General features: G+C 40.1%; 24 protein-coding genes. All 24 read left to right on the top strand.

Features of this window, described 5'->3' with window-relative positions; all coding sequences use genetic code 11:
* The first annotated feature begins 62 nt into the window (after positions 1-62).
* The 24 genes from M2M59_RS01650 (at position 63) to M2M59_RS01765 (ending at position 21868) form a co-directional block, all read left to right on the top strand.
* Positions 63-917 carry a class II fructose-bisphosphate aldolase gene (locus M2M59_RS01650; RefSeq protein WP_249775267.1) on the top strand — a complete coding sequence of 285 codons (855 nt, stop codon included), beginning with the start codon at positions 63-65 and terminating at the stop codon, positions 915-917.
* A gap of 88 nt (positions 918-1005) precedes the next feature.
* Positions 1006-1653, top strand: a complete 648-nt coding sequence (fsa, locus tag M2M59_RS01655; RefSeq protein WP_147195433.1) for a fructose-6-phosphate aldolase — start codon at positions 1006-1008, stop codon at positions 1651-1653.
* A 14-nt stretch (positions 1654-1667) separates the two neighbouring features.
* Positions 1668-2960, top strand: a complete 1293-nt coding sequence (locus M2M59_RS01660; RefSeq protein ID WP_066791726.1) for a UDP-N-acetylglucosamine 1-carboxyvinyltransferase — start codon at positions 1668-1670, stop codon at positions 2958-2960.
* A 93-nt stretch (positions 2961-3053) separates the two neighbouring features.
* Positions 3054-4022: a class II fructose-bisphosphatase gene (glpX, locus tag M2M59_RS01665; protein WP_066791728.1), complete on the top strand. Its 969-nt coding sequence runs from the start codon at positions 3054-3056 to the stop codon at positions 4020-4022.
* 359 nt (positions 4023-4381) lie between these two features.
* Positions 4382-5665 carry a transcription termination factor Rho gene (rho, locus tag M2M59_RS01670; RefSeq protein ID WP_066791729.1) on the top strand — a complete coding sequence of 428 codons (1284 nt, stop codon included), beginning with the start codon at positions 4382-4384 and terminating at the stop codon, positions 5663-5665.
* A 163-nt stretch (positions 5666-5828) separates the two neighbouring features.
* Positions 5829-6029 (top strand): 50S ribosomal protein L31, encoded by a 201-nt coding sequence (gene rpmE / locus M2M59_RS01675; protein WP_147195431.1) that lies wholly within the window; start codon positions 5829-5831, stop codon positions 6027-6029.
* Positions 6030-6333: 304 nt separating this feature from the next.
* Positions 6334-6927: a thymidine kinase gene (locus M2M59_RS01680; protein ID WP_066791731.1), complete on the top strand. Its 594-nt coding sequence runs from the start codon at positions 6334-6336 to the stop codon at positions 6925-6927.
* 470 nt (positions 6928-7397) lie between these two features.
* Positions 7398-8477: a peptide chain release factor 1 gene (gene prfA, locus M2M59_RS01685; RefSeq protein ID WP_249775268.1), complete on the top strand. Its 1080-nt coding sequence runs from the start codon at positions 7398-7400 to the stop codon at positions 8475-8477.
* Positions 8461-9327: a peptide chain release factor N(5)-glutamine methyltransferase gene (gene prmC / locus M2M59_RS01690; RefSeq protein ID WP_249775269.1), complete on the top strand. Its 867-nt coding sequence runs from the start codon at positions 8461-8463 to the stop codon at positions 9325-9327. Before prfA ends, prmC begins: the two co-directional genes overlap by 17 nt.
* A gap of 45 nt (positions 9328-9372) precedes the next feature.
* A complete protein-coding gene (locus M2M59_RS01695) occupies positions 9373-9981 on the top strand; it encodes a stage II sporulation protein R (protein ID WP_249775270.1) in 609 nt (202 codons plus the stop codon).
* 108 nt (positions 9982-10089) lie between these two features.
* Entirely contained in the window at positions 10090-11124 is a 1035-nt protein-coding gene (locus M2M59_RS01700) for an L-threonylcarbamoyladenylate synthase (RefSeq protein WP_249775271.1), read from the top strand.
* Positions 11125-11552: 428 nt separating this feature from the next.
* Entirely contained in the window at positions 11553-12050 is a 498-nt protein-coding gene (locus M2M59_RS01705; RefSeq protein ID WP_249775272.1) for a manganese efflux pump, read from the top strand.
* Between the two features lie 55 nt (positions 12051-12105).
* Positions 12106-12543 carry a low molecular weight protein arginine phosphatase gene (locus M2M59_RS01710; RefSeq protein WP_147195417.1) on the top strand — a complete coding sequence of 146 codons (438 nt, stop codon included), beginning with the start codon at positions 12106-12108 and terminating at the stop codon, positions 12541-12543.
* A 3-nt stretch (positions 12544-12546) separates the two neighbouring features.
* Positions 12547-13839 (top strand): methyl-accepting chemotaxis protein, encoded by a 1293-nt coding sequence (locus tag M2M59_RS01715; protein ID WP_249775273.1) that lies wholly within the window; start codon positions 12547-12549, stop codon positions 13837-13839.
* A 256-nt stretch (positions 13840-14095) separates the two neighbouring features.
* Positions 14096-14539 carry a ribose 5-phosphate isomerase B gene (gene rpiB, locus M2M59_RS01720; RefSeq protein ID WP_249775274.1) on the top strand — a complete coding sequence of 148 codons (444 nt, stop codon included), beginning with the start codon at positions 14096-14098 and terminating at the stop codon, positions 14537-14539.
* Between the two features lie 23 nt (positions 14540-14562).
* Positions 14563-15105, top strand: coding sequence for a TIGR01440 family protein (locus M2M59_RS01725; RefSeq protein ID WP_147195412.1), 543 nt, complete (start codon positions 14563-14565; stop codon positions 15103-15105).
* Positions 15106-15133: 28 nt separating this feature from the next.
* Positions 15134-16396 carry a serine hydroxymethyltransferase gene (gene glyA, locus M2M59_RS01730; RefSeq protein ID WP_066791741.1) on the top strand — a complete coding sequence of 421 codons (1263 nt, stop codon included), beginning with the start codon at positions 15134-15136 and terminating at the stop codon, positions 16394-16396.
* A gap of 420 nt (positions 16397-16816) precedes the next feature.
* Entirely contained in the window at positions 16817-17446 is a 630-nt protein-coding gene (gene upp / locus M2M59_RS01735) for a uracil phosphoribosyltransferase (RefSeq protein WP_066791742.1), read from the top strand.
* Between the two features lie 23 nt (positions 17447-17469).
* On the top strand, positions 17470-18588 hold the full coding sequence (wecB, locus tag M2M59_RS01740) for a non-hydrolyzing UDP-N-acetylglucosamine 2-epimerase (protein WP_147195410.1): 1119 nt from the start codon (positions 17470-17472) through the stop codon (positions 18586-18588).
* 653 nt (positions 18589-19241) lie between these two features.
* Complete coding sequence (locus tag M2M59_RS01745; protein WP_066791744.1) at positions 19242-19613, top strand: ATP synthase subunit I; 372 nt, start codon at positions 19242-19244, stop codon at positions 19611-19613.
* A 28-nt stretch (positions 19614-19641) separates the two neighbouring features.
* Entirely contained in the window at positions 19642-20355 is a 714-nt protein-coding gene (atpB, locus tag M2M59_RS01750; RefSeq protein WP_147195408.1) for a F0F1 ATP synthase subunit A, read from the top strand.
* A gap of 77 nt (positions 20356-20432) precedes the next feature.
* A complete protein-coding gene (gene atpE / locus M2M59_RS01755; protein ID WP_147195406.1) occupies positions 20433-20648 on the top strand; it encodes a F0F1 ATP synthase subunit C in 216 nt (71 codons plus the stop codon).
* A 162-nt stretch (positions 20649-20810) separates the two neighbouring features.
* Positions 20811-21335, top strand: coding sequence for a F0F1 ATP synthase subunit B (gene atpF / locus M2M59_RS01760; protein ID WP_147195405.1), 525 nt, complete (start codon positions 20811-20813; stop codon positions 21333-21335).
* Positions 21332-21868 carry a F0F1 ATP synthase subunit delta gene (locus M2M59_RS01765; protein ID WP_147195403.1) on the top strand — a complete coding sequence of 179 codons (537 nt, stop codon included), beginning with the start codon at positions 21332-21334 and terminating at the stop codon, positions 21866-21868. The genes atpF and M2M59_RS01765 overlap by 4 nt, the downstream gene beginning before the upstream one ends.
* Positions 21869-21874 lie beyond the last annotated feature (6 nt).

The following is a 21874-nucleotide window of genomic DNA, read 5'->3' on the forward strand; positions in this document are numbered from 1 at the left end:
AAGGGAAATACTCAATATAACATAACACCATGTTACATTACATCCTAAAGGAGGATTTACTAATGGCTTTGGTTTCAATGAAAGAAATGTTAATTACAGCAAAAGAAAATAGCTATGCTGTAGGTCAATTCAATATTAATAATCTTGAATGGACACAAGCAATTCTACAAGCGGCAGAAGAAGAAAAATCACCAGTTATTTTAGGCGTATCTGAAGGTGCGGGGAAATATATGGGTGGATTTATTGCCGTTGTTCAAATGGTTAAAGGCCTAATGGAAAGCTATAACACAACTGTGCCAGTGGCAATTCATTTAGATCATGGTTCAAGTTTTGAAAAATGTAAAGAGGCGATTGATGCAGGCTTTACATCTGTCATGATTGATGCATCTCACCATCCATTTGAAGAAAACATTGAAATCACTTCAAAAGTAGTTGAGTATGCGCATGCACACGGTGTTTCTGTAGAAGCAGAACTTGGTACAGTAGGCGGCGACGAAGATGGCGTAATCGGCGGCATTAAGTATGCTGACCCAGAGGAATGCCGCAAGATGGTAGAAGCGACAGCAATAGACTGTTTAGCACCTGCATTGGGCTCAGTTCACGGTCCATACAAAGGCGAACCAAACTTGGGCTTTAAAGAAATGGAAGAAATCTCAAAACTGGCAGATCTTCCACTTGTACTTCACGGAGGAACAGGTATCCCTACAAAAGACATTCAACGTTCTATCTCATTGGGTACTGCAAAAATTAACGTGAATACTGAAAACCAAATTGCTGCTACAAAAGCGATTCGCGAATTTTTGGACAAGGATAAAGAACAATACGATCCACGTAAATTCTTAGGTCCTGCTCGCGAGGCAATTAAAGCCACTGTTATCGGAAAAATGCGCGAGTTCGGTAGCTCTCAAAAAGCATAAGCATATAGTTTAAATAGAGAGGAATGGGAGAAGGAACCGGTTTGAATCCGGGACTTCTCCATTTTTCCATCATTAGGAGGAAATAGAAGTGAAATTTTTTATTGATACAGCCAATTTTGATGAAATTAAGGAAGCACACTCATGGGGGATTCTTTCAGGTGTAACAACAAACCCTTCACTAGTAGCGAAAGAGAAAAACATCTCATTCCATGATCGTTTGAAAGAGATTGCAGATTTAGTAGATGGATCTATTAGTGGGGAAGTTATTGCCTTAGATGCAGAGGGCATGATCAAAGAAGGTCATGAATTAGCTCAAATCGCGCCGAATATTACGGTTAAATTGCCATTCACACCCGCAGGTTTGACTGCTTGTGCTGCGCTAACGGCAGAAGGAATCAAAACGAATGTGACGTTAATCTTTAATGCAAACCAAGCTTTAATGGCTGCACGTGCTGGTGCTACGTATGTTTCTCCGTTCTTAGGCCGTTTAGATGATATTGGTCAAGATGGTACCGAACTAGTAAGAGAAATTGCAGAGATTTTTGCTATTCACGAGATACCAACACAAATTATCGCTGCTTCTATTCGTCACCCACGACACATTACAGAAGCTGCTCTAGCAGGCGCACACATCGCCACTACACCATATAAAGTGTTGAAACAATTATTCCATCATCCTTTGACAGATAAAGGGATCGAAGGCTTCATGAAAGACTGGGCAAACAAAGATAAATAATTAAGGAGAATGAGATGGACGTGTATAAAATTGCGGGTGAAAAACCTCTAAAGGGCACGATTAAAGTCAGCGGCGCAAAAAATAGTGCAGTAGCCTTAATCCCTGCTTCCATTTTGGCCAATTCTCCTGTAACAATCGAAGGATTGCCAGAAATTTTAGATGTTTGGACACTAAAGACTTTGCTTGAGGAAATTGGCGGAAATGTAGAATTTGATGATGGTCGTATGGTTATAGATCCACGTTCTATGGTGGATATGCCGATGCCTAATGGCAATGTCAAAAAATTGCGCGCATCGTATTACCTAATGGGAGCTATGCTAGGCCGCTTCAAAAAAGCAGTTATCGGCTTGCCTGGCGGATGTCATCTTGGCCCTCGTCCTATTGACCAGCATATTAAAGGTTTTGAAGCCTTAGGTGCGCAGGTGACTAATGAACATGGAGCTATCTATTTGCGTGCAGAAGAATTGCGTGGAGCAAAAATTTACTTAGATGTTAGCAGTGTCGGTGCAACGATTAATATTATGCTGGCAGCAGTGCTTGCAACAGGCAAAACGATTATTGAAAATGCAGCAAAAGAGCCAGAAATTATTGATGTTGCCACATTGCTCACAAATATGGGCGCCAAAATCAAAGGAGCTGGAACTAACGTAATTCGGATTGAAGGCGTCGAAGAATTGCATGGCACGAACCATACTATTATTCCTGACCGCATTGAAGCGGGTACCTATATGATTATGGCGGCTGCTATTGGAGATGGCGTGACTATCGATAATGTTATTCCACTCCATTTAGAAGCAGTCACGGCAAAACTACGTGAAATGGGCGTAGAAGTCATGGAAGAAGAAGAACGAATTTTTATTCCTAAGCCTAAAAGCTTAAAACCTGTGGATATTAAAACGCTTGTATATCCAGGGTTCCCGACTGACTTGCAACAACCATTCACTGTGCTGTTAACGCAAGCAAACGGTTCCTCTATCGTTACAGATACCATTTATTCCGCTCGCTTTAAGCATATAGACGAAATTAGCAGAATGGGTGCAGTTGCCAAAGTAGAAGGGCGTTCGGCCATTTTAACAGGTCCTACAAAGCTAGAAGCTGCTACAGTTACTGCAACAGATTTGAGAGCGGGAGCAGCACTTATTATCGCGGGCTTGTTAGCAAAAGGAAATACCGAAGTCCATGATATTTTCCATATTGAGCGCGGTTACAGCGATATTATTGCTAAGCTACAGGATTTAGGAGCAGATATCCATCGAGAGTCAATCGAAACAGAATCTGCAAACCAAGCGGCAAAGCGTTTTAACTAAAAATAATCAGGCACAACAAAAACTGTGTGCTATAATAGATTTAGTGTGAAAACGAATCAGTCATCAAGATGGAAATGGGAGGAACAGTTAAAAATGAAACGCAGTTTATCTATGGAAGTAGTTCGTGTGACAGAAGCAGCAGCAATCGCATCAGCAAGATGGATGGGCCGTGGCTTAAAGATGGAAGCAGATGATGCGGCAACAACAGCTATGCGCCAAGTATTTGATTCCATTCCAATGGACGCGGTAGTAGTGATTGGCGAAGGCGAGATGGACGAAGCGCCTATGCTATACATCGGAGAGAAACTCGGTTCAGATCCAGCTGGTCCTCAAGTGGATATTGCAGTTGATCCGCTAGAAGGCACAAATATTGTTGCACAAGGAAGTGGGAATGCACTCACAGTTCTTGCGATTGCCGACCGAGGCAACTTGCTTCATGCGCCGGATATGTATATGGATAAAATCGCAGTTGGACCAGAAGCCGCAGGTAAGATTGATATCGATGCACCTGTAATCGATAATCTTAAAGCGGTAGCAAAAGCGAAAAATAAGAACATCGAGGACGTAGTGGCAACACTATTAAATCGTGATCGTCACCAACCAATCGTTGACCAAATCCGTGCTGCAGGTGCTCGTATCAAATTCATCACGGATGGCGATGTAGCAGCAGCAATCAACACAGCGTTTGACGAAACAGGCGTAGACATTCTGTTCGGCACAGGTGGAGCTCCAGAAGGCGTTATTGCAGCAGTTGCACTAAAATGCCTAGGCGGAGAGCTTCAAGGAAAGCTTATTCCATCTAACGAAGAAGAAGTAGAACGCTGCCGTAAAATGGGTATCGCCGTTAACACTGTGTTAAAAATGGAAGATTTGGTTAAAGGCGATGATGCTATTTTCGCAGCAACTGGCGTAACAGATGGCGAACTTTTGAAAGGCGTCCAATTCAAAGGTGGGCACTGTACGACAGAGTCGGTTGTAATGCGTGCAAAATCAGGAACTGTTCGTTTTGTTGAAGGTAGACATAGTTTAACAAAAAAACCAAAACTATTTATGCAAGATTAAACTTCTATTTTACTTGGCCCGGCATTTGCCGGGTCTCTTCTCGCTAAAATTCCATTCCCAATGACAAAGTAGTGAAGCTTCACTCAGGTGCTTTCTTTACAATGAGTGTTAGTTCGGTTCCACTGTTTCTGCATCAACTCGGAATGTCTTGATGCAGAACCTGTGAACTCGATTGGTTCAATTAAGCCTATGACGGATTGGCAAAGTTTCGCTGCCCCAATCGGTCTATTACTGGCAGTTATGGCCCACCTAAATTCTCATTTACACCAAAGTGAAGGTGGGGCTGCCCGTTCGTGCGGGATAACTCTCATCCTCATTTCGTGATTTTTACAATATTAAACAAGAGTGGTGTATTGCCTATGACGACAATGACAATTTCTCAACTTGAAGATATGAAATTAAAAGATCTCTATGCGCTTGCTAGAGAATATAAAATTTCGTATTATGGCAAGTTGACAAAAAAAGAGCTGATTTTTGCAATTTTAAAATCCCGTGCCGAAAGTGAAGGTTATTTCTTTATGGAAGGTGTGCTTGAAATCATCCAACAAGAAGGATTTGGTTTCTTGCGCCCAATCAACTATTCACCAAGCTCTGAGGATATCTATATATCTGCATCCCAAATTCGACGTTTTAGCTTAAGAAATGGAGATAAGGTAACGGGGAAAGTTCGTCCGCCGAAAGAAAATGAACGCTACTACGGACTTTTACATGTTGAAGCTGTCAATGGCGAGGATCCAGAAGTGGCCAAAGAACGTGTATTTTTCCCTGCGCTTACGCCGTTGTATCCTGATAGACACATCAAATTAGAAACAACACCGTCAAAACTATCTACTCGTATTATGGATTTAGTGGCTCCAGTCGGTTTTGGACAACGGGGATTAATCGTCGCTCCACCAAAAGCGGGTAAGACATTGCTGATGAAAGAAATCGCAAATGCCATTACGGAGAAATACCCTGAGTCAGAATTAATTGTGCTATTGATAGATGAACGACCGGAAGAAGTAACAGATATTGAACGTTCAGTAAATGCGGATGTAGTAAGTTCTACATTCGATGAACTGCCAGAAAATCATGTGAAAGTCGCAGAACTTGTTCTTGAACGTGCTATGCGTCTTGTTGAACATAAACGTGATGTGATTATTTTAATGGATTCTATCACAAGGCTTGCTCGCGCCTATAACCTTGTTATCCCACCAAGTGGTCGTACGTTATCAGGCGGTATTGACCCTGCGGCTTTCCACCGACCAAAACGGTTCTTCGGTGCTGCTCGGAACATTGAAGAAGGCGGTAGTTTGACTATTTTGGCTACAGCTTTAATCGATACCGGCTCGCGTATGGATGAAGTCATTTACGAAGAATTTAAAGGTACAGGAAATTTAGAGCTACATCTAGATCGCAGCCTTGCTGAACGACGTATCTTCCCAGCTATTGATATCCGCCGCTCCGGCACGCGGAAAGAAGAACTTCTTATTCCAAAAGAACAGTTGGATAAGCTGTGGGCAATTCGAAAAACCTTCTCGGACTCTCCAGATTTTGCGGAGCGTTTCTTGAAAAAATTGCGTAATACAAAGACAAATGAAGAGTTTTTTGATACGCTAAATACCGATATGAAAGCTGCACGTAATGGCAAAGGACTAATTTAAATTCCTCGAATTAATTTGTTGCATCTTCTGTCGGGACTTGCTATACTATGGTTATTGCATTTCATACGTGTTGCATATACGGCAAACAAAAACTGGGTCGTGTAAGGCAACAGTTCGATAATACTCTGTTCCAGATGGTTCAGGGCGAGAGGAGATATTACACATGAAACAAGGAATTCATCCAGAATACAAAGAAGCTACTGTAACATGCTCTTGCGGTAATTCTTTCAAAACAGGTTCAGTAAAAGAAAACATCAACGTTGAGTTTTGCAGCGAATGTCACCCATTCTATACTGGCCGTCAAAAATTCGCGTCTGCTGATGGACGTGTGGATCGTTTCAACAAAAAATACGGTCTTAAATAAATCACTGAAAACTTCTAATACCTGCCTTGCGCCTATTGCGCGGCAGGTATTTTTCTTGCGGCATAGGCTATTTTCGTGTAGTATTAAGCACGTTGTTTAATGAAAGTCACACTACAATTTGGTGAGGGCTTTTTTAATTCCTCTCTGATTTTGGTAGGCTTTTCTTTCACTAAAGAGAGTTTTTATCTGTTAAAACGAGAAAAAATAATCATACATATCACAAAATAGAGCGAAAAAAAAGAGCAGAAAAATGTCCTCTTTTTCGATATGATGATGGATATATGTTTTGAAAGGGGTCTACTTCATGTATGTAATGACTCAAAATGGCTGGATTGAAGTAATCTGCGGTAGTATGTTCTCTGGGAAATCAGAAGAGCTGATTCGCCGTGTACGAAGAGCGCAATTTGCAAAACAAAAGATTGTTGTGTTTAAACCTAAAATAGATAATCGCTATAGCGAAGAAGCTGTTGTAAGCCATAATGGCACAACGGTTATCGCTTATCCTATTTCACAATCTACAGACATGTGGGGCTATCTCTCAGATGATGTAGATGTGGTAGCAATTGATGAAGCTCAGTTTTTTGGAGAGGATATTATTGCTACTGTTCAACAACTAGCGAATCATGGATATCGAGTTATTTTAGCGGGACTTGACCAAGACTTTAAAGGAGTTCCTTTTGGGCCAATGCCACAACTGATGGCGATTGCGGAGCAGGTAACAAAGCTTCAAGCAGTATGCAGTGTATGTGGATCACCTGCAAGCCGCACACAGCGGCTAATTAATGGACAACCTGCTAAGGCGGATGATCCTGTTATCTTAGTGGGCGCTGCGGAGGCATATGAGCCTCGCTGTAGACACCACCATGTTGTACCGGCAAGTCAAACACAAGTAAAGTGAAACGCTGTTAAAACTTGATCCGTTCAATCGATAAAGAGATGACAGAAAATGCCCGTCAACGGGTTACGAAGAGTGGCTGCTGGCTGCTCTTTTTTCATTTGCGCTATAGGGATTATTCTGCAGAAATACAGCACTTCAGTCTTTAGTGTTGTGAAATTTAATGCCACTCAGTATTAAGCCTATATGGGGATTAAAATAAATCATGAAATTTTCAAAAAAGTAGCATGCCTTGCTGTTTTTCTTTATACTAATAAATGGAGCACATAAAACAGAATCCTTTTTAGCAGCGTCGACAGGACCCTGCTTTCCTTCATAAAGTGATGGCCAATCATGGGATTTTGTTCAATCTCCGCTGATTGGTACGTAACACTAAAACGGACGCTTTGTGGACAGTTCGCTGAAACGGACTAACCATTGATCCGTAAGGACAATAAACTTACTACAGATACAGAAAGGTATTGGTGAAATATATGTTTGATCGCTTACAAGCTGTAGAAGATCGCTATGAAAAATTAAACGAACTTCTAAGTGACCCGGATGTTGTATCCGATTCGAAAAAGCTAGCGAAATATTCAAAAGAACAATCGGATATTCAGGAAACAGTAGAAGTTTACCGTGAATATAAATCTGCAAAAGAGCAACTAGCTGAAGCACGCGAAATGCTAGAAGATAAATTAGATGCAGACATGAAAGAAATGGTAAAAGAAGAAGTAAATGAGCTTGAAAGTAATATTGCTGATTATGAAGAACGCCTGCGCATCTTACTAATCCCGAAAGATCCGAATGACAGCAAAAACGTTATTGTGGAAATCCGTGGAGCTGCAGGCGGAGACGAAGCAGCATTATTTGCTAATTCACTTTTCCGCATGTACAGCAAATATGCAGAAACGCAAGGCTGGAAAATTGATATCATGAACGCTAACCCAACTGAGCTTGGCGGTTACAAAGAGATTGTCTTTATGATCAACGGACAAGGCGCTTACTCAAAATTCAAATTTGAAAGCGGAGCACACCGGGTACAACGCGTTCCGGAAACAGAATCCCAAGGACGTGTTCATACATCCACTTCAACTGTTGTCGTAATGCCAGAAGCGGAGGAAGTAGAATTAGATCTGCAAGATAAAGATATTCGTGTGGATATCTACCATGCATCTGGTGCAGGTGGACAGCACGTCAACAAAACGGCATCTGCTGTTCGTATGACACATATTCCTACAGGGATTGTTGTAGCAATGCAAGATGAACGTTCTCAATTGAAAAACAGAGAGAAAGCAATGAAAGTATTGCGTGCACGCGTGTACGACAAATTGCAGCAAGATGCACAAAGCGAGTATGATGCAGAACGTAAATCAGCTGTAGGTACAGGTGACCGCTCTGAACGTATCCGTACGTACAATTATCCACAAAACCGTGTGACCGATCACCGCATTGGCTTAACCATCCAAAAACTCGACCAAATTATTGATGGGAAATTAGATGAGTTGATTGATGCTTTGATTTTGGAAGAACAAGCGAAGAAGTTGGATGCGCTAAATGACACAGCCCTTTAAATACATTTATGAGGCCCTGAATGGGGCTTCTTCTTTTTTGCAGGAACATGGTCGAGAGGAAATTGCTGCAAGACTTCTATTGCAGCATGCATTAAATAAGTCACATACTGAATTATTAATCAGTATGAGGGAGCCTTTAACAGCAGAGCAAAACCAAGCGTATTGGCAAATGGTTGAGTCACATGCGAAAGGGACGCCAATCCAATATATCACGGGTTCAGAAGAATTCTACGGACGAACATTTACAGTCGATCCTTCCGTCCTCATACCGAGACCGGAGACAGAAGAATTGGTGGAAGAAGCGTTAAAACGAGCTCAGCGAATATTTGAAAACGGAGCAGAGATAAAGCTTGCAGATATTGGGACAGGCAGCGGGGCAATCGCTATCACGATGAAAAAAGAAATGCCTCTACTAGAGGTGACAGCAACTGATATTTCGCCACAAGCATTATTGGTAGCGGAGAACAATGCCAAACGATTGAGTGCAGATATATGTTTTTTGCAAGGCGATTTGACAGAACCAATCGTTCAACAAAAGTGGCAAATTGTTTTATCAAACCCGCCCTATATTGCTTATCAAGAGGCGGCGGAGATGTCTGAGGTTGTCTTAGATCATGAACCGCACACAGCACTCTTTGCAGAAGAAAATGGTTTAGCCTTATATAGAAAACTAGCAGAAACATTACCAAGTATTATGGCAAAACCTAGTTTCATAGGATTGGAAATTGGTTATAAACAAGGTCCAGCTGTCGTCCAATTATTCAAAGATAGCTTTCCTGATGCCAAGGTTGAGCTATTAAAAGATATTAATTTAAACGATCGAATGGTTTTTTGTGAAATTGATGTATAAATAGTAATCTCTTTGCCCATGATAGTTTCATGGAGGGGATACAATATGCTAGAAGATTACTATACAATCAAACAACCTGAAATCGTGTCTTATGAATCTATTAAACAACCAAAAAAACAATCACAAGTGGCGACACTTTTATTATTCATAACATCTTTATTACTTATCCAATTACTGCTTCTTATTTTTCAAAGTGTTGCTACACAACAATATAGCGCGGATTTGGCACAGCCGAGATTCCGCCTTATTGCTAATAGCAACTCGCAAGCAGACCAACTTTATAAAAAGCAGATCTTAGAAAATATAAAACCGATTATAGAAAAAGAGATGGCCAATAGCTCAGGCTCCATTAACTTATCCACAATTGAAAGTGAGATCAAAAGAACGCTGGCACCAAAGATTGAGTCGGGCGAAATCAATGTCCAAACAACGAAAGCTTTATTTCCGCCAAAACGTGATGATTACAAAATGTATGCACAGGATGTCTATAAAGCAGTCGTTGTCACCATCGGCGCAGGGAAAGGCGACAATTGGTGGTGTGGTTTATTTCCTAAGGTTTGCTATAAAGATAAAGAAGTAAAAGATGAGAAAAAAGAAAAAGAAGAAGAAAAACCAAAGTTTTTCATCGTTGAATGGTTCAAAAAAATATTTTAGGATGAGAGTTAATCACAAAATTGTGCAAACTTGTCCACATTTCAGAGAATGTTATCAACAAATTGTGTATAACTTTCTGAAAAATAAGGTTTATCGGGAGGTAATCGAATGGAAACGCAACGGCTTGTTGTGGATAACAATGTGGAATCTGAAAAAAGTTATACACAAGCTGTGAATTTGTTAGCTGAAGGTGAGATTGTAGCGTTGCCAACAGAGACAGTCTATGGACTTGGAGCTGTCGCTACAAATGAAGCAGCAGTCAAAAAAATATACAGTGCTAAAGGAAGGCCGTCTGATAATCCGCTAATTGTTCACATCGGCACGAAGGAAGAGCTTAGTAAATATGTGGATAGCATTTCTGAAAAAGCGGTGAAGTGTATGGATGCATTTTGGCCAGGACCATTAACCATGATTTTCAAGTCAAAGCCAAATGTCTTTGCGAAAAGCGTAACAGCAGGCCTAGATACTGTCGGTATTCGGATGCCGAGTCACCCTGTAGCGTTAAAATTATTGCAAGCTTTAGGTATGCCGGTAGCAGCGCCAAGCGCAAATCGAAGCGGCAAACCAAGCCCAACGGAAGCTATTCATGTGGAACAAGACTTAGCCGGAAAAATTCCTTTAATATTAGATGGAGGGGCGACAGGTGTTGGCGTTGAATCAACTGTCCTTGATCTAACAAAGGAAATACCGGTAATCTTACGTCCGGGTGCGATTACAAAAGAGATGCTAGAAGAAGTGATAGGGCCAGTTGAACAGCCTACACATATAGAGCAGGAACAAGGCGCCCCGAAAGCGCCGGGAATGAAATATACCCATTATGCTCCGAATGCACCCGTATACTTAATTGAAAGAAACAAACAGATTGTCCAAGAGGCGATTCAACATTTGCAAGCGAAGCATTATAAGGTAGCATTGATTGCACCGCCATCCTTCAAAGAGTTATCACCTGATTGGTTCTTTTCAATTGGTAACACACAGGATGAAATGGCGTCACATCTTTTTCATGCCTTGCGCGCATGTGATTCTACAGATGCACAGATAGTGCTGGCTACTGCTACTTCAACAGAAGGTGTAGGCGCAGCGATTATGAATCGCTTGGAAAAATCAGCAGGCGGCAAATGGTATACGCCAAACAATATATAATAAAGGGCGTTTCAGGCATACTGAAAGACTGAGTAGGTATTAAATTATTATTATCATTTGTACAAAAATTGAATTGTAGTGGAAACAACGGAGACTCCTGCGGCATAGCAAGACAGGCGAGACCCCGCAGCGCAGCGAGGAGGCTCGGCGCTCGCCCGTGGAAAGCGTAGTTGTTTCCACTACTTCTAAACCAAATGATTAATGATAACTAAGTTTTTGGTTTTTTGGAGGTCTTATACTTTTCGTGGGAGTTTTACCCGCGCCCTTGAGTTAAATTCAGTAAAATAAAAAATGCTTCTTATTATATAGGAAGCATTTTTTATTATTAAAAATTAGTACCCCCTTTTTTCTCCCATCCTCAATCTGGAATGAAGAAGAACTTCGTTTCATAGGATATAAAAGATTGTGGTAGAGAAGGGAGTGCTGTTTTGGCAGAAATACTTGCAGCTATATTTACAGCAATAGATGTGTTGACAATTTATTTGCTATTGCCAAATGTAAAATATCGCTTTTGGCTATCTCTATGGACAGGTGCCCTTCACATGTTGTTTCCTTTAATCGGTTTCCACGTAGGTGAATGGCTTGCATCCTATATATCGAGCTTAGCCGAAAATATTTCTGGTATATTATTAAGTTTAATTGGTGTACAACTATTACTAGCGGCAAAAGATCAAAGGCCAGCAACGATTCCGGTCGTCATACTGGCTATTACAACAAGTCTTGATACCTTTTCAGTGAGCATATCTTTTGGTATGCTTCAACTAAGGGAGACACTGCTTATATGCAGTATGGGGATTTTTGCCTTCCTATTTTCCTTTATTGCTTTAACCTTAAATAAGAAAATTCCAGTAGCTTTAGGTATATATCTACAGATGCTTGCAGGAGCTGCATTACTTTTGATGGGTATTTTTTCACTAAATTTATAAAAAATTTGAACATTTCGTCAGCGTTATACTATATAATGAAGGGTAAGAGTGCACGATGAGAATTTACTTTATTTGTACAGGTAATACTTGTAGAAGCCCCATGGCAGCAGCTATTTTAAAATCAAGAAACTTACCAGGAGTAGAAGTTAAATCAGCGGGAATCTATGCAATGCCGGGACAGCCAATGTCAGCAAATGCTCAGGCTGCGTTACAAAAGCATCACATAGACCATGACCATATTTCGCAGCCGGTGAATATTGAGGAACTACAGAGTTCACATTTGATTTTAACTATGACAGGTGGGCATAAAGAAGCATTATTACAAGTATATCCTCAAATGGCAGATAAGACCTTTACTCTAAAAGAATATGTTTTAGATAGAGATGAAGATGTCATCGATCCATTTGGTGGAGACCTGGATACGTATTTAACAACATTTGAAGAACTGAACAACTTAATTGACGTACTTGAAAAGAAACTACTGGAGGAATAACCCATGGCAAAAAAAAGTGTGCAGCATTCTTTTGGGCTAAAAAAGAAACTCATTTTATTCGTCACCATCCTAGCAATTGTCACCTACAGCATTAGTTTTATCTTTATTGAATATGTGCAACCGCAATTTTTCCCGAATGTTAAACAATCGGTGTTTCAACTCATTACATATGTTTTAGGTATTATTTGGTCTGGTATTTTGGCTGGCATTTTTAGCTCCCTATTAGTGAAACCATTACAAAAGTTAGAGAATGTTGCAATAGAAGCAGCAGAGGGGAAAATTGGCAAAGATATTGATATGCCAAGAAGTTCAGATGAGATCCGTTCGCTGTCAGAGGCATTCCAAACAATGCTTGTGAGTCTTCGTCAAATGGTAACAAGCATAAATCAAAACTTCCAAACTACCAATGCAACTGTTTTAGACTTATCGGAAGAAACAGAACGTGCTACAAGACAGACAGAATCAATCGCAGAAACGATTTCACAAATTTCTGAAGGAGCAACTGGTTCTGCCATTGCGATTCAAGAGACAGCGGAAGCCTTAGAAGATGTTCGTTTATTAGCTGAAGAGGTAAATCAACGTGCCTTGACTTCATCCAATCAATCTACTCAAATGATGGGAGAATTAAAGCATACGACTGACGCTATCAATGATTTGGTAGAAGGTATCCAAAAAATTGCTTCAGGGAATTCTATGGCGTTACAGGATATCCATCAATTAGAGCAAAATGCTTTGAAGGTAGAGCAAATTATTCAGCTTGTCGGTGATATTGCAGAACAAACGAATTTGTTGGCTCTGAATGCTTCTATTGAAGCAGCAAGAGCTGGAGAACATGGTAAAGGCTTTGCTGTTGTAGCTGAAGAGGTTCGTAAGTTGGCGGATGAAAGTGCCGAAGCGGTCAAAGGGATTACGCAGCTTATCCAAACCATTCAACTGGATGTACAAACTGTCGTTGGTAAGATGACCGAGCAAGTGAGCATTGCAGAAGGTGAAGTAGCTCGAATTTCAGAAACTACATCTGCAGTAGATGGCATGTCAACGAGGGTTGGCGATATGGCTGCTTCAATAGTAGAAATCTCTGAATTCGTTAGCAAGCAATTAAACAACATCGAAAAAACGGCTCACCAATCACAAGAAGTGGCAGCCATTGCTGAGCAAACGTCAGCAGGGGCAGTTGAAGTCCAAAGTGCTACGGACGAGCAAGTACGCTCTATTGAACAAATCGACCAACTGTCACATATGCTAAAAAAACAATCAGAAGATCTATATCAAATGATCCAACAATTCGAACGATAATCTGTACGCGGGGAAATAAACTTTCTCCGCTTTTTTTTATGTCTAAAATAAACATGGATTCTAAACGTATCACCCCCTTCTAAATTGAGTGAAAAATATGTCTTTATACTAAAATAAATGGTAAACTAAAAGTGAAACTTCCTTCAGCTAGTAACGGCTGAAGATTAGATAAACCGTTTTAATTTTAACGAGCATAGTAATGAATATATTCTCGTACGTACGAGATGAATAGCATAATGAAAAGAGGGGACTTCTTTTGAAAATCGCAATATCATCAGATCACGGCGGTAACAATTTACGCAAAGAGATCGTTAATCTATTAGAAGAATTAGGGATGGAATACGAGGATTTTGGCCCAACAGCTGAAGGTTCGGTGGATTATCCAGACTATGCTTTACCAGTTGCAGAAGGAGTTGCAAGCGGGAAATTTGACCGAGGCATCCTCATTTGCGGTACGGGCATTGGCATGTCGATTACAGCTAATAAAGTAAAAGGTATTCGCTGCGCGCTTGTACATGACTTGTTCAGTGCTAAAGCAACTCGTTGTCATAATGATTCCAATGTATTGGCTATGGGCGAAAGAGTGATTGGTCCTGGGCTTGCTCGTGAAATCGCAAAAACATGGTTATTGACTGATTTCGAAGGTGGACGTCATGAACGCCGTATTGAAAAAATTTCTACAGTAGAATCAAAAAACTAAACAACAGATGAGAGGCTTAAGCGATGAACTTACAACAAATCGAAGATCAGCTACAAACGCTGTTAGCCGAATTTGAGCAACAAGTCCATTTTCGTGAAGGTCAACTGTTGGTTATAGGTTGTTCAACATCGGAAATTAAAGGGCAAAAAATCGGTACAGCAGGAGGCTTAGAGATTGCGGAAGCACTTTATAAGCCATTAAGCGCATTTTCCGAAAAACATGGTCTTTATTTAGCATTCCAAGGATGCGAACATATCAATCGTGCCATCACCATCGAAAGAGAAGCGGCAGAAAAATACGGGCTTGAGCCTGTATCAGTTGTTCCTGCTCAAAAGGCTGGCGGATCCATGTCAGCCTATGCATATCGCCAGCTGAAAGATCCGGTTGTGGTGGAAGAAGTTCTTGCACATGCAGGTATTGACATGGGCCAAACATTAATTGGCATGCATTTGAAAAGAGTAGCAGTTCCACTTCGTACTTCCATTACACATATTGGAGATGCGGTAGTGACAGTTGCAACGACTCGCCCTAAATTAATTGGCGGCGAGCGTGCTATATATAATTAAATTTTCATAAAACAGGGGGAAAAGGGTTATGGGAAATCTTGCAGCACAAGAAAAATCAATGATTGCATCACAAGACAAAGCAGTATTTGAAGCGATGGAAAAAGAATTCGCACGTCAACAATCAAATATCGAGTTGATTGCATCTGAAAATATTGTTTCAGAAGCTGTCTTAGAGGCACAAGGCTCAGTTCTAACAAATAAATATGCAGAAGGCTATCCTGGTAAACGCTATTATGGCGGTTGTGAATATGTCGATGTTGTTGAAAATATTGCACGCGACCGTTTAAAAGAAATTTTCGGTGCGGAATATGCCAATGTACAACCACACTCAGGTGCACAAGCAAATATGGCTGTATACTTCACAATCTTGGAGCAAGGAGATACAGTTTTAGGGATGAATTTATCTCACGGCGGCCATTTAACGCATGGTAGCCCAGTAAACTTCTCAGGCATCCAATACAATTTCGTAGAATATGGTGTGACAGAAGATACACATGTGATTGATTATGAGGATGTTCGCCAAAAAGCACTAGAACATAAACCAAAATTAATCGTAGCGGGTGCATCAGCTTACCCACGCGAAATCGACTTTGCTAAATTCCGTGAAATTGCCGATGAAGTAGGCGCTTATTTCATGGTGGACATGGCTCATATTGCAGGTCTTGTAGCAGCTGGAGCACATCCAAATCCAGTGCCATATGCAGATTTTGTTACTTCTACAACGCACAAAACATTGCGTGGACCACGCGGCGGTTTAATTCTTTGTAAAGAAGAATGGGGTAAAAAAATCGATAAATCCATCTTCCCTGGTATCCAAGGTGGCCCTCTAATGCATGTGATTGCAGCAAAAGCTGTAGCATTTGGTGAAGCGCAACAACCAGAATACAAAGAATACATCCAACAAGTTGTAAAAAATGCAAAAGTTTTCGGTGAAGCTCTTACAGCAGAAGGCATCAATATCGTTTCCGGTGGCACAGACAACCATCTATTGCTTTTAGATGTGCGTTCTTTAGGTCTTACTGGTAAGGTAGCTGAGAAATTATTGGATGATGTTCATATCACTGCCAATAAAAATACCATTCCATTCGATCCAGAAAGCCCATTTGTTACATCTGGCGTACGCGTAGGAACACCAGCAATTACTTCTCGCGGTTTCAAAGAAGAGGATATGAAAGAAGTTGCTTCTATTATTGCAGCGGTATTGAAAAATCCAGAAGACGAAGCTGTGAAAGAAGATGCCATTAAACGCGTAAAAGAATTAACAGACAAACACCCAATCTACTCTAAATAATCAGCCCGTAAATCCGGGATTCATACAAAAGCTGCTCTCACTATTAGTGAAAGCAGCTTTTTATTTGATCGATATTATTTATTCAAATAGTTTTTTAAAATTTGTTTAGAATTTATGCATCCAAAAGTCATGTTGTAACGTCATAACATTAAGAGACCCCCCATTTTGTGGGCAATGAGAATATAAAGTTAATAAAAAATATAAACGAATTACATAAGAACCTGCTATTTCTGTTATAATAAGCAGGATAAACTGAAACTACCAACAGTGTAGAATTACATTTCTGCAGATTGGCAGTTGCGATCGGGCTTTTCACACGCAGTAAGTATTCTCCTAAAAGCATTCTCTTCTGAGTTTATTTTAGGGTGATTAGTTGTGTGCAAAAGCAAGATAAATATATATAAGTAGGGAGAGAACACCTTGGGAAAAGTATACGTATTTGACCATCCATTAATTCAACATAAGCTAACATACATTCGTGATAAGAACACAGGTACAAAAGAGTTTCGTGAACTAGTAGATGAAGTGGCTACACTGATGGCATTTGAAATTACACGTGATATGCCAACAGAAGATATCGAAATCGATACACCAGTTACGAAAACAACTACACAAGTTTTATCCGGTAAGAAAATGGCAATTGTACCTATACTTCGTGCAGGCTTAGGTATGGTAGATGGGATGTTAAAATTAATTCCAGCTGCAAAGGTTGCGCATATTGGTCTTTACCGCGATCCAGAAACACTAAAACCTGTTGAATACTATGCAAAATTCCCAGCGGATATTGAAGAACGTGAATTTATTATTGTGGACCCAATGCTAGCAACAGGTGGATCTGCGATTGAAGCAATCGATTCACTAAAAAAACGTGGCGCTAAAAATATTAAATTTATGTGCTTGATCGCTGCTCCAGAAGGTGTAGAAGCTATTCATGAGCATCATCCGGAAATCGACATTTATATTGCGGCATTAGATGAAAAACTAAATGACCACGGTTATATTGTTCCAGGTCTTGGCGATGCTGGAGACCGTTTATTCGGCACAAAATAATGATTTCGCAAGGAGTGTTTTGATTGTCTAAAAAATGGAAAGTAATGACGGTATTTGGGACAAGACCAGAAGCAATAAAAATGGCGCCCCTTGTATTGGAATTGAAAAAGCATCCAGACAAGTTCGAAACGATTGTGACCGTAACTGCGCAGCATAGAGAAATGCTCGACCAAGTGCTGGAAACATTTCAAATCACCCCTGATTATGATTTGAACATTATGATAGAACGCCAAACCCTTGTTGATGTGACAACAAGGGGATTGGCAGGTTTAGATGCAGTTTTGAAGGAAGTAACTCCTGACATTATTCTTGTACATGGGGATACGACAACTACATTTATCGCAAGTCTTGCAGCCTTCTATAATCAGATTGCCATCGGACATGTCGAAGCGGGCCTTAGAACTGGCAATAAATATTCTCCGTTCCCGGAAGAAATGAATCGCCAGTTGACAGGGATTATGGCTGACATTCATTTTGCGCCAACTGAACAAGCGAAGCAAAATTTGTTGAGCGAAAATAAAAACGAACAAGCAATTGTTGTTACAGGCAATACGGCGATTGATGCGCTGCAAACAACCATTAAAGACAATTACACACATCCTATTTTAGAAAAAATCGGGAAAGATCGGATGATTCTGCTGACAGCCCATCGCAGAGAAAATCTTGGTGAACCGATGCGTCATATATTCAAAGCTGTTAAACGATTAATTGATGAATTTAATAATCTTCAAATTGTTTATCCGATTCATATGAACCCAGCTGTACGAGAAATTGCGAATGAAATACTTGGAGATGAATCAAGAGTTCATTTGATTGAGCCTTTAGAAGTATTTGATTTCCATAACTTTGCTAAAAGATCTTATATGATTTTGACTGATTCTGGCGGGGTCCAAGAAGAAGCGCCGTCGCTTGGGAAGCCAGTCCTTGTCCTGCGTGATACCACAGAGCGTCCAGAGGGAATTCAAGCAGGGACATTGAAGCTAGCCGGAACAAATGAAGAAACCATTTATCAGTTAGCAAGTCAATTATTGACAAATGAAGAGGCATATAATGGCATGGCACATGCTGCTAATCCATACGGAGATGGGCATGCTTCTGAAAGAATAGTTGAATTTTTATACAAATATTTAACAACAAAATAAAGTAGCTTTTCTATCGTTAGGAAAAAATGCAAATTGCTAGTTAAGACCAACAGAAATTGGTTGTTTGATTTGCTTTTGCATGAATGAATGATAATTTCCAGAACACCTTATAAACTTTTTAGAGTTTATAAGGTGTTTTTCTTATTTATATCATTTTTTTAATATATTATTATCGTTTCTTGTAAGAGTGTTTATAACTATGTTTCGAGGATGGAATTAAATCTACCATTCAACCAAAAATAGTAAAAGGATAATAATGCTTAAATATTTGTCTACTATTTGACAAATTAGGCATCTTGTGAAGATTTTCTCAATAACCAATTGACATGAAATATTCACTATTGTATGCTTACAAAGGGTAAGAATGATAAGGGTTTCATAGAAAAAACTCTTTGAAAATCTTTTGATACCAAGTTTCTACTAAATGTGCAGTGAAAATAGGTTTACTGCAGAATTTTAGCGGTTTTTGTACGTCTAGTCGATGTCAAAAGTAAAGCGGTTTCCTCTGGTCTATTTATCATATTTACTTTTTGTGAATAGTGTTATTTTGTCTATTGGGTCGCTAGTAGTATTTTACTACTTAACTGACATCTATTCGGTGGTCAGCTATTACTTCCATCATTCGAAAATAAGATTCAGGAGATTAAAGACCAATGCTTGAAATGCATCAGATTTTTGCACGGCAAAAGAAAATGTTATTTTTTTTGCTCGCATTTTGTGCGCTAGGCTGGGGCTTCACATCTTTTAAAACAGTATTCGCTGGTCTCATAGTAGGCGTGCTTTTTGGTCATTATAACTTTTGGATTCTAGTCCGAAGAATGGAAAAATTTGACCGTGCGTTAAGTGAAGAAAAAAGGGCTCCTGGTTTAGGTTCCGGCTTACGTTTTGCCTCTGGTTTCGCAGCGGCAGCAGTCGCACTTACGTGGCCTACATATTTTCACTTAGTAAGCGTTGTCATTGGGCTAATGATTCCGTACGTTCTGCTTTTAGTAGACAGGATCGTATTTCATGTAAAAAACCAATAAGCACAGTTGAAAGTGAGGTGAATACAAAGTGGAACACAACAATCCGCATTGGGAATTATGGGGATTAGATTTTAACCCGGCAAACTTATTAGTTTTGCTTGTCACAGCTTTAATTGTTTTTCTAATCGCTTTCATTTCTACAAGAAGCCTAAAGTTAAAGCCGACAGGCATGCAAAACTTTATGGAATGGGTTATGGATTTTGTGAAAAATATTATCAACAGTAATATGGACTGGAAAACTGGCGGAAGGTTCCATGTATTGGGCATCACGCTGATTATGTTCATTTTTGTTGCTAACATGTTAGGTCTTCCATTCTCAGTCAAAGTTAATGGATACTTATGGTGGAAATCACCAACAGCAGATCCTACTATTACAATGACTCTAGCAGTATTGATTCTCGTATTATCAAACTACTACGGCGTGAAAATGCGCGGTATGAGTAATTACATCGGGACATTCACAAAACCAATGTTATTCTTATTCCCTTTGAAAATTATTGAAGAGTTTGCGAATACGTTAACGTTGGGTCTACGGCTCTATGGTAACATCTATGCAGGTGAAATTCTACTAGGATTACTTGCAGGACTGGCTACTATGTGGTCAGGTTGGGGCTTTGCAGCAGCAGCCATCCCAACATTAGTATGGCAAGGATTCTCCGTCTTTATCGGTTCAATCCAAGCATTTATTTTCGTTATGTTAACAATGGTTTATATGTCTCACAAAGTGAGCGAAGACCATTAAGTATAAATTTGTCTGGCATTTGCTAGGCAGCTGACAACCACAAAAATACAAACAATTTCCAAGGAGGAAAATTAACAATGGGTTTATTAGCAGCAGCAATCGCAGTTGGTTTAGGTGCACTTGGCGCAGGTATCGGTAACGGTTTAATCGTTTCAAGAACAGTAGAAGGAATCGCTCGTCAACCAGAAGCTCGTGGCGTTCTTCAAACAACAATGTTCATCGGGGTAGCATTAGTCGAAGCCCTTCCAATCATCGCGGTAGTTATCGCATTTATCGTAATGAACAAAGGTTAATCGTCTTTAACTGTTTTATCAAATGGCGAAGAAAATTCCATTTATTGAATCCTTCGCCATTCCTTTATGTCTTAAGGGAAAATGACTCAGAATGTATATCTTATACAAAGATTCAATCATAAATGATATGAACTCTAGGCTCTTGAAGGGAGTGAAACAATCGTGTTTTTAGACTATCTATTACTAGGTGAAGCAGCTCATCCAGGTGTAAACTGGGGAGATATTCTTGCAACATTAGTAGTCTTTATCGTCCTAATGCTTCTTCTGAAAAAGTTTGCATGGGGTCCTTTGATGGGCATTATGCAACAACGTGAAGAGCAAGTTGCGGGTGATTTAGAGGCAGCTGAAAAAAGCCGCCAAGAAACGAAACAATTACTGGAAGAACAACGCAGCCTTCTTAAAGAAGCGCGTGTAGAAGCACAAGCGATTGTTGAAAATGCGAAGAAACAAGCAGATCTTCAAAAAGAAGAGATTGTTTCAGCAGCTCGCAATGAAGCTGTGCGTTTACAAGAATCTGCTAAACGTGATATCGAAACAGAAAAAGAAAAAGCCATTGCCGCATTGCGCGAAGAAGTGGTTTCGCTTTCTGTTCTTGCAGCTTCAAAAGTGCTTAATAAAGAAGTATCCGAAGAAGATAATCGTTCACTAATCGAAGAAACGATTGCGAAGGCAGGGGAAAATCGATGAGCCAATCGACTGCTAGCACTCGTTATGCAAAAGCCTTATTTCAATTAGCTGTAGAACATAAATTGCTGAAAGAAGTAACAGAAGACTTACGTGAAGTGAAGATTGCCTTCAAAGAGAACGGCGAACTTTTCCAATTGCTAGATTCACCACGTATTGGCGATGAGAAGAAGAAAGCAATCCTTTCTGAACTTTTTGCTTCTGTACAGCCAATTATTGTGAATGCACTTAAATTGTTAGTTGATAAAAAACGCATTCATGAAGTGGTCAATGTAATTGATGCATTTATCGAACAAGCGAATGCTGCACAAGGCATTGCAGATGCGATTGTCTTCTCGACTCGTCCGCTTACAGAACAAGAAAAGAAACGCATTTCTGCCACATTCGCAGGATTGGTAGGAAAAAGTGCGCTCCATATTACAAACGAAATCGAGCCAGGCTTAATTGGTGGCATTCGAGTTCAAATCGGAAACCAGATTTACGATAATTCTGTTGCAACAAAGCTTACAGGCTTACAACGTAAATTGATCGGTTAATCCAAT

This window comes from Rummeliibacillus sp. G93 (genome assembly GCF_023515935.1).
Taxonomy (GTDB): Bacteria; Bacillota; Bacilli; order Bacillales_A; family Planococcaceae; genus Rummeliibacillus; species Rummeliibacillus stabekisii.